Source organism: Clostridiisalibacter paucivorans DSM 22131, assembly GCF_000620125.1.
Lineage (GTDB): Bacteria > Bacillota > Clostridia > Tissierellales > Clostridiisalibacteraceae > Clostridiisalibacter > Clostridiisalibacter paucivorans.
Window position 1 is genome coordinate 178,600 of record NZ_JHVL01000001.1, and the last position, 9,782, is coordinate 188,381.

The window sequence follows — 9,782 nt, forward strand, 5'->3', positions numbered from 1 at the left end:
ACTGTTCTTACCAATTTGGAAAATAGTATTTTTGTCAATAATCTAAGACGACCAATGGTCGTCCCTAACTATTCTATATATTCATAAGGTTTTTCTTCTTTTCTTAATACCCTTAATGCTCCTAAGGCTAAGGCTTCTAATTCATTTTCCCCTGGTACTATTTCTATAGGAGCTATAAAATCTACTCTTTCCTTAATCCAATTAGTAATCATATCAGAATGGGCAATACCTCCTGTTATAATTATTCTATCTACTTCACCCTTTAAAACTGTTGCTAGTTCTCCTATACACTTAGATATCTGATATGCCATAGCGGAATATATTAGCTCTGCATCTTTATCTCCATTGGATATCCTTTTCTCTACTTCCAATGCCTTATTAGTATTTAAATATGCCGAAAGACCTCCTGCCCCTCTAAATTTATTTAACATAGTCTTTTGATCATACTTTCCAGAATAGCAAGCCTTAATCAAGGGTTTAGTAGCTATCCTTCCTCCTCTTTCTGGAGAAAATGGACCTTCGTCATCTGTGACCACATCTATCATTTCTCCATATCTATGGGCACTTAATGAGATTCCCCCACCTAGATGTGCTATTATAAATTTACAATCCCAGTAATCTTTATTTAATTTTTTTGCCGTTTTTATAGCCACTGCTCTCATATTTAATGCATGGGTAAGACTTCTTCTGGGAAACTCGGGCAATCCAGATATTCTAGCTATGTCTTGTAATTCATCAACTGCCACAGAATCATATATATATGCATCTATTCCTAAATCATTTGCCATATCGAATGCAATAATAGCACCTAGATTTGATGCATGTTCAACTATGGGCTTCGTCCTAAGTCTATCAACCATTAATTGGTTTACTTTATATGCCCCTGATTTCACTGGAGGCAATATACCACCACGGGCTACTATTGCTGATATATCTTTAGAATCAAATCCTATCTTATTTAAAAACAGTTGTATAGAGTTTCTTCGCATCTCATATTGATCAGCTATTTTAGCATATTTACTTAATTCTTCACTATTATGCTCTAAAGACTCTTTAAACAGCTCTTTTTCATTTTCATATAAAGCAACCTTGGTAGAGGTAGAACCGGGATTAATTACTAATAAATTGAATTTATTATTCATATTTTCCCTCCCACTTTTAATTTTAATCAATTCTCAAATATACTATTATATATGCTATTTTATCATATTTACAAACTTTTTTGAATGATTAAAATATTTTTGGTGCTCATAGAAATTTTATATCTAACTCTTTCAATTGTTCATGTCGTGAAATATCATTGCCATTTATCACAATAAAATCCACATTAGAGTTTCTATTCCTCCAAGTATAGTATTTTATGAATTTATAAGATACATTATCTATCCACGATAGATTATCTATTTGAATATTTATATGATTGTCTTTTGAAATAATATTTAACAAATTTTCTAATGCTAAAAATATCCTATTTTTTTCACTCATAACTGTCAAATTACAAGTATTTAAATCCTGTACTATATTTCTTACCTTCCCATTTACCCTTAATAAATCTATCCAAATATTTTCTGATATATTTTTTAATAAGTTCATATCATACGACTCTATTATATGGTCTATTAAATTAGATATCCAATAATAATTAACACCTACAGGATAGCAAGGTATCTTTATTATATTTTTTTTATGTCCCAGTATTTTTATATTTTCTTTTCTTTCATTATCTGAATGTCCTTTGTTTTCTTTCATAGTATCTACAGTATCTTTGTTTTTTATCTCTTTATACAGCTCTTTTATTTTAACACCAGGTCCTATATTTAATTCTTCCCTTAATATGGTACAGCATCGTTTATAATGTTTTAAAGCAGCACTTCTATCTTCCTTTGCAAGATAAATCTTTATAAGCTTTTCATATAATTCCTCCTGTAGTGGATTTATCTTTAACATTTCTTCTAACAAATCTATACTCTTATAATACATTCCCTTATGTACATATTGTTCAACTAATAAATGGGATATCTCAAAATATTTTCTCTGATATTTTTCTCGTTTATAAAAAATCCAATCATTGAACTCTGGACAACCCTTTATATAAAATCCTTCTAAAAACTCTCCCCTATATAATTCATATAACTCTTCAAGTTTAAATATATTATTGTTATTATTACTATAGTCTTGTATATTAAAATTCTCTAATCTATATATATCAACATATATATTACTATTATCATTAATCCTACATATATCTTTATCTGCATACAATATATTTGAATTCTTTTTTTTATCTTTCAATATTTTTCTTAGCGACCATAGATTATACCTCAAATTGTATCTTGCAGCATCTTCATTGCTAAAATTCCAAAACATAGAAGAAATCCTATCCCTATTAAAATCCTTCCCCTTATTTAAAACAAGGTAACATAATATTCCCATTGCCTTTGCACTCATATTTTCAATTATAGAACTGCCATCGAGCAATATCTTCAGATTACCTAACATATATATCTCTAGTTTCGCCAATTTATATCACATCCTTGCTTTATAAACAAAAGGTTCCCTTCTTTGATAGTTGCAGCAATCTGTATATCTTTTAGTCTATCCTTTTTTACTTTAAAAGGATTTTCATTTAATATTACAAAATCCCCATATTTACCTATTTCTATACTTCCCTTATATTCCTCTTCAAAAACTGCCTTAGCTCCATTTATTGTAAACATTTTTAATGCCTCATAAACTGTTATGGCATGTTCTTCTATGGGATGATTTACTGCAGTATGAATCCCTAGAATTGGATTTATAGGTGTCACATCACTATCTGATCCCCCTGCTACAATCAATCCCTTATCCAATATTCTTCTTAATGGGTTAGTCTTTTGCCTTAACTCTCCCAATCTTGTATCGTACATTCCTCCTTTGTCGCCCCAATAGTACTCATATGCTGGTTGCATAGATAGTACAATATTTAACCTAGCAGCCCTTTCTATATGTTCTTCTGTGGGCATTTCAAAATGTTCTATTCTATGTCTATGATTTTTTCTAGGGTATATCTTCTGACAATATTCATATGCAGTCAATATCTGATCTATAGCCCTAGTTCCAATGGCATGAACTGTCACCTGAATATTGTTTCTATGGGCCTCCAATACAAATTCATTTAATTCCTCCTGAGTAAAGTAAAGGTCACCTCTGGTATCACCTTTATCAGCATAACCAGAAGATATAGCTGCTGTTCTAGAACCAAAAGAACCATCTAAGAATATACATCCTCCAATCCTCTTCAAATCATTTTTTATTATTCTATCAACATCTATGGTTTGATAAAATAATGTTATATCTATGGGAAATATATGACTATTTTTCATCATAAACTGTGCATCCTTATCATGAAATGTTGCTCCACCCTCCAACGCATTTAATGATGTAACCCCTTGTTCTACAGCATGATTAAGAGCTATATTTACCCCTTCTAACCTTATATTATTATTCATATTTTTGTATATTTGATTTCTTACTAATGCACTGGCCTTACCAGTCAATTTACCATTAGGAATATTTCTCTCATTTCTAATTATGCCATCTACATTAAATGGTATATTTATCATATGTAAAGCCATAGAATTCACTATACTGGTATGATATTCTATACTATTTATCCAGACTGGATTATTGGGGGCACATATATCCAATTCATGTCTTGTTGGAAATCTTCCTTCTTTTATCTTTAATGGATCTAAACCTATCCCCCTTATAATTTCACCTCTATCCTTTTTTTTGGCTTCCTCTCCTACTACCTCTAATAATTCATTTATACTTTCTACATTAGACAAGTTTAATCCCATAATATTAAGCCCTGTTTGTACCAAATGTACATGACTATCATAAAATCCAGGAAGTAGTGTTTTTCCCTTAAGATTTACAAACTCCTTTGCCATATCTTTATACTTTAAATATCCCTCTTCTATACCTAAATCTATAATTCTTCCATCATTAACTGCAACCCAATTTATATCAATATCTTTATCATTCATTGCTATTATCTGGGCATTGTATAATATTAAATCTACTTGCAGCATTTTCATACCCCTTTCTACTTTTGGTTCATATATAAAAATATAACTAATATAGGACATAGTTAAAGAATTTCTATGTATTCCTTGACTATGTCCTATATTAGTTATATTTTATCACAAATGAATTCAAATATTAACAATCAAAAACTTTTGTTGAGAAAATTCTGTGAACAATTTAAATGAAAATTATTTATTTGGTTTAAGTCCCTTTACAAATAATTCTATCAATTCAGTAGTATACTCTACTAAATCATAAGGACCTTCTCTTCTAGCCCAGTCGAAACAATACCCCCTTATTATCACAATAATCATATCAACCAATTTATCTGTACTGTAAGCAGTAGTAATTTGCCCTTTTTTCTGTCCTCTACTTATGATTTTATTTAACTCACTATAAAGTATACGGCCCTTTTCTTCATGATGGCCTCCTCTACTATAAATAGGAAACATTGAATTAATCAATTTACTTCTTGGTACTCCTGTCAATGTTACAAATTCAGCAAATCCTTCACAAAACTTAATTATATTTACAATCTCATCTTCATGATTCAATCTCTGTAAAACATTTTCTCTAAAATATCCATCTATTAAACCAAATAACTCTATAATTAATTCTGATTTATTTTCAAAATAATGATAGAATGTCCCAGCAGAAATATTAGCAGCCTCACAAATCATTCGGACGGTCATTCTTTCAAATCCCACTTCATTCATCAGCTCTGTTGCCTTATCTATAATCATTTTCCGTTTTTCTGATTGTCTCTTTTCTATATTGGTCATAATGTGAACTCACCTCCTCAAATATATCATTATAATACTATAAAGTTTTAATGTCAAGATTTTTCTTTCATTTTTGGTAAAATATGTATTAAAATGTTAAAGCCTTTTTCTTTTATACCCTCATACACACAAAAAAACCAGATTGATTGCAAACAGTAGTTAATGGTTAGTAGTAAGTAGTCTAATGATGAAATCCCTAGGATTTCCACCATCAACTACTAACTATATTTATACCTTTATCATTAGACTAAAAAAACCTACCTTATTAAAGATAGGTTTTTTTTCTATATATTAAATCTCTTTATTAAATCATTTAATTCTTGGGCTAATTCTGCTAAACCCTGACTAGCATTAGCTAACTCTTCTATAGATGCAGATTGTTCTTCAACTGATGCCGATGACTCCTCTGTTCCCGCTGCATTTTCCTCAGCTATAGATGACAAGTTATTCATTATCCCTGACATATCTCCTTTCTTAATCTCCAATTTGTCTGATGATAAATTTAAACTATGAATAATATCTTTTATCTTTTCTATAGCCTTTGTAATACCCTGAAATTTTTCCTCAGTTTCCATTACCTTATTGGTCTGTTGAACCACTACTTCTTCTACATTCTTCATAGTGTCCACTGCCTCCTCAGATCTTAAGGTAAGACCATTTACAATATTTCTAATATCCTCTGTAAATCTATTGGTATCTTCTGCTAATTTCCTGATTTCATCTGCTACTACTGCAAAACCTTTACCTGCTTCTCCTGCTCTGGCAGCTTCAATAGCTGCATTCAATGCTAATAAATTAGTTTGTTGGGCTATAGACTGTATCATTTCACTTGATGTTTCTATTTGTTTGGCACTTTCATTAGTACTTATAATCACCCTATTTATTTCTTTAGAACCTGCTTGATTTTCTCTAGTCTTATTAACCAATTCATTAACTGCATCTATCCCCTCATCTTTAAATCTATCTACTTGATCTATAGCTAAATTTAAACTCTTTATATTATTTTGATTTTGCTCTAATTCTTCACCCATCCTCTGCATAGCATGGGCTCCTTTTTCTGTATCTTCTGCTTGTTCTGATGCCCCTCTAGCTATTTCTTCTATAGTCCTAGCCACTTCCTCTGAAGCTGTAGCCGACTGTTGGCTAGTAGCAGTAAGTTCTTGAGATGATGCAGATACCTGTTGGGATACATCCCCTACGTTTTCTATAAGTTCTAAAAAATTATTTTGCATAGTACGCAGGGCATTACTAATCTTTCCTATCTCGTCTGTTCTTTTTAAATACTTTATGGCCTCTGCATTTTCATCAAAACTTAAATCATAATTAGCAAATTTCTGTAAAACCTTTGTCAATACTACTATTGGCTTAGTTAAACTACCACTAGCAATATATGTAATAATTATTCCAATTAATACTGCTATTAGACTAAACATAACTAAACGGTTTCTTAGTTTATTTACACTTTGCAATATTTCAGCTTTTTCTGCGGCTACTATCATAATCCAATCAGTACCTTTTATAGGTGAAAATCCTACAATTCTTTCCTTACCATCATAAAAATATTCACCACTACCTACTTCTCCCTTTATTATTTCATTTTCAGTAAGTTGGGCTAACTCTTTCATATCTGTATCCTGTTCAGCAATATCTATAAAATTCAATTGTTCTAATACGTAATCAATATTTGAATGTCCCACTGCCACACCCTTAGTATTGATAATATAACCATATCCTGTTTTTCCATGTCCTATCTCTTTGGCAATATCACTTAAACTAGTTGCATCCCTTATCCCGTAAAAGACACCTTTTATTTCTTCATCACTCTTTATTGGTACTGCATAAATAACAATGGGACTACCCGTAACTTTGTTGATAAGCACATCAGAAGAATTTTTCTCTCCTTTGATGGCTTTTTTATAAAAATCTCTATCACTAATATTAGCTGCTGATCCTTTCCTATCAAACCCTGTTGCTTCTCCGTTTCTATCTGCAAATACAAAGGTTTCATATCCTGATCGTTCACATTCCTTTTCAAAATATGCCACTTTATCTTCCCATGGAATCTCTTTATCAATTATTATTTCATTTTGTGCCAAAGCATCTATATAGGCTATTTGTTCATCTACTCGTGCCTCTATATATTTTGCTTCTGCCTTAGCCATCTTCTTAAATTCATCATGGGTATCGTCCATTAAGTTTTTATTGACAATACTTGTAGATATACTTCCCAGACCTAGTAATAACAATAATATCAATATAGCGAAAATTAAAACTAACCTTGTTTTAATTGACTTCATTCTATATCTCCCCTCTTCTTAGGTGCCTCAATATAAAATGGTGGATATATAATACTAAATATCCATCATTTTATATTGTCTTTAAATTAAGATTGTAATTTATTCTCATTGTATTATTTAATTTTAGTCATCGTAAAATGCAACCTTCTTTAGCCATGGTTTGCAAGGCTTTGATATGACTTCTATAATCTTGCCAATTAACAGTGCTGATATGATAGTCCCTTCTCTCATTGATGAAATATGTCCTAAAAATATGAAAGATAGAGTTGCCGCCAAAACTACTGAGATAGTGTCAAACCATACCTTCATTTTAGGAAAATGTATACCTGTCACATCACATAGGGCAAGCATAAGACCCTCAGGTGCACCGGGCACTATGTCCATGGCAATAATTAACATAATACCTACTGCAACAACAAACATGCTTATAAGTATCAATAATACTTGGGTAAAATAACTATTTGCTTCTACCCATACCAATAGAATAGTTGCAAAATCTACAAAGAACCCAAATACAAATCCAAAAAATATCTGTAAAAGACTTTTGAATTTAAATTTTCCTCTTAAAATCAAAATCTGCAATACTACATAAAAGGCGAATATACCAGCTGTCATCGTTCCTAGACTAATCCCAATAATATTACTCAAAGACAAGGGTATAGAAGAGACAGGTGAGACACCTAAATCAGATTTTATAGCCAATACTATGCCCAACGCAAGACAAAACAAACCTATTAAATACAATGTCAAACGAATCGTATGCTTCATAACTTCACCTTTCTCTAAAGAACTCTAGATTATTTAGCCTTAACAGCTTCCAATAATGAATCAGCATTATCTAATGATTCCATAAATTGTGGAATAACTGTATATAGATCTCCCACTATACCATAATCTGCTATTTCAAATATTGGAGCATTTTCATTTTTATTTATTGCAATAATAATATCTGAATCAGACATTCCAGCAACATGTTGAATAGCTCCAGATATACCACATGCAATATAAATTTTAGGTTTAACTGTTGTTCCCGTTTGTCCTACTTGATAAGCATGATCAATCCATCCTATATCTACACATGCACGAGAACTTGCTATAATGCCTCCAAGTTTATCTGCTAACTGTTTTAAAAGTTTGAAACCATCAGCATTTCCTAAACCCATACCTCCTGATACAATAATCTCAGCATCTGTTAATGATACCATCTCTTTATCAGATTTTACAACCTCTATTACCTTTGTTCGTATATCTTCATCTCTAAGTTCAAATTCAACCTCTATTATTTCACCTTTTCTATTATTATCAAATTTGGCTTTTTCCATAACCCCAGGTCTAACTGTAGACATCTGTGGACGATGATTTGGACATATTATAGTTGCCATTATGTTTCCACCAAATGCAGGTCTCGTCTGCCTAATCTTTTTATCATCAGGATCTATTTCAAGTTTTGTACAATCTGCTGTTAACCCTGTATCTACCCTTGCAGCAACTCTAGGTGCAAGGTCACGACCTATATGAGTAGCACCCATCAATACAATCTCAGGCTTATATTTGTTTATAGCTTGAGTAATAACTGTTGTATATCCATCTGTTGTAAATTTTTCTAACCTTTCATCTTGTATTGAGTAAACCTTATCGGCACCATATCCTATAAGTTCATCTGCTAGTTTAGATACATCATTACCCACAAGCACTGCACAAAGGTCAGTATCTACTTCATTGGCTAATTTTCTACCTTCTCCCAAAAGTTCTATTACAACAGGCATGATCTTTCCATTTCTTTGTTCTGCAAAAACCCATACCCCTTTATAGCCACTAAGGTCCTTCTTTGGTTTTTTGTCTTCTTCTTTTTCAATAGCCTCAAAAGGACATGCCGATACACATGCACCACATAATGTACATTTATTTACATCTATTACTGCAATTTTATTCTGTATAGTTATTGCTCCAAAAGGACAAGCCTTTGCACATAGATTACATCCTTTACATTTATCTTTCAATATATTAATAGCCATAATAACCTCCTCATAAATTAAATAATATGCTTAACCTTAAGTTCCCTAACTAAGTCATCAGTCATATCTCTTACTGTACCTTCAAGCATAACACCCTTGCCCTTTGGCTCTGGTGCAAAGGACCTAAACACTTGAGTTGGAGATGCCTTCAGTCCCACTTCTTCAGCTCCCACATCTAAATCCTTTAAGGTCCATAGTGTTATTTCCTGATCATAGGCATCTACTATACCCCTAATACTCATATATCTAGGTTCATTTAGCTCTTTAACTGCTGTAAGTAACACTGGGGATTTTACTTCTATCTTTTCATATCCATCTTCTAGCTGTCTATCTACTGTTATCAACTTTTTCTTTTCATCGTAATCAAAATCCATCACATAGGTCACTTGGGGAATATTTAGTCTTTCTGCAATCTGAGGTCCAACTTGAGCTGTATCTCCATCTATAGCTTGACGACCTGCAAAGATGATATCGTAATCTCCAATCTTCCTTAATGCTGAAGCCAAGGTATTAGATGTAGACCATGTATCTGCACCTGCAAATGGACGATCGCTAAGTAATATGGCTTTATCTGCTCCCATAGCTAAACACTCCCTCAACATAACTGATGCTTGAGGTAT

At 32.0% G+C, this 9,782-nt stretch carries 8 protein-coding genes; all 8 read right to left on the reverse strand.

The genetic code is table 11. The annotated features are described in order from the left end of the window. Positions 1-68 precede the first annotated feature (68 nt). Complete coding sequence (buk, locus tag Q326_RS0100845) at positions 69-1,142, reverse strand: butyrate kinase (RefSeq protein ID WP_026893650.1); 1,074 nt, start codon at positions 1,140-1,142, stop codon at positions 69-71. A 106-nt stretch (positions 1,143-1,248) separates the two neighbouring features. After that, entirely contained in the window at positions 1,249-2,520 is a 1,272-nt protein-coding gene (locus tag Q326_RS0100850) for an AfsR/SARP family transcriptional regulator (RefSeq protein WP_026893651.1), read from the reverse strand. After that, positions 2,508-4,073: an amidohydrolase gene (locus tag Q326_RS0100855; RefSeq protein ID WP_051531001.1), complete on the reverse strand. Its 1,566-nt coding sequence runs from the start codon at positions 4,071-4,073 to the stop codon at positions 2,508-2,510. The genes Q326_RS0100850 and Q326_RS0100855 overlap by 13 nt, the downstream gene beginning before the upstream one ends. A gap of 183 nt (positions 4,074-4,256) precedes the next feature. Further along, complete coding sequence (locus Q326_RS0100860) at positions 4,257-4,850, reverse strand: TetR/AcrR family transcriptional regulator (RefSeq protein ID WP_026893653.1); 594 nt, start codon at positions 4,848-4,850, stop codon at positions 4,257-4,259. A 284-nt stretch (positions 4,851-5,134) separates the two neighbouring features. Then, a complete protein-coding gene (locus Q326_RS0100865) occupies positions 5,135-7,147 on the reverse strand; it encodes a methyl-accepting chemotaxis protein (protein WP_026893654.1) in 2,013 nt (670 codons plus the stop codon). Positions 7,148-7,270: 123 nt separating this feature from the next. Then, positions 7,271-7,915 carry a YczE/YyaS/YitT family protein gene (locus Q326_RS0100870; protein WP_026893655.1) on the reverse strand — a complete coding sequence of 215 codons (645 nt, stop codon included), beginning with the start codon at positions 7,913-7,915 and terminating at the stop codon, positions 7,271-7,273. A gap of 29 nt (positions 7,916-7,944) precedes the next feature. Continuing rightward, entirely contained in the window at positions 7,945-9,162 is a 1,218-nt protein-coding gene (locus tag Q326_RS0100875; protein ID WP_026893656.1) for an electron transfer flavoprotein subunit alpha, read from the reverse strand. A 17-nt stretch (positions 9,163-9,179) separates the two neighbouring features. After that, positions 9,180-9,782 (reverse strand): electron transfer flavoprotein subunit beta/FixA family protein (locus Q326_RS0100880; protein ID WP_026893657.1); only part of this gene is annotated, 603 nt, incomplete at its 5' end.

Excerpts from the sequence above, each read along its gene's own strand:
- buk (WP_026893650.1), bottom strand. The coding sequence starts at position 1,142 with ATGAATAATAAATTCAATTTATTAGTAATTAATCCCGGTTCTACCTCT.
- Q326_RS0100855 (WP_051531001.1), bottom strand. The coding sequence starts at position 4,073 with ATGCTGCAAGTAGATTTAATATTATACAATGCCCAGATAATAGCAATG.
- Q326_RS0100860 (WP_026893653.1), bottom strand. The coding sequence starts at position 4,850 with ATGACCAATATAGAAAAGAGACAATCAGAAAAACGGAAAATGATTATA.
- Q326_RS0100865 (WP_026893654.1), bottom strand. The coding sequence starts at position 7,147 with ATGAAGTCAATTAAAACAAGGTTAGTTTTAATTTTCGCTATATTGATA.
- Q326_RS0100870 (WP_026893655.1), bottom strand. The coding sequence starts at position 7,915 with ATGAAGCATACGATTCGTTTGACATTGTATTTAATAGGTTTGTTTTGT.
- Q326_RS0100875 (WP_026893656.1), bottom strand. The coding sequence starts at position 9,162 with ATGGCTATTAATATATTGAAAGATAAATGTAAAGGATGTAATCTATGT.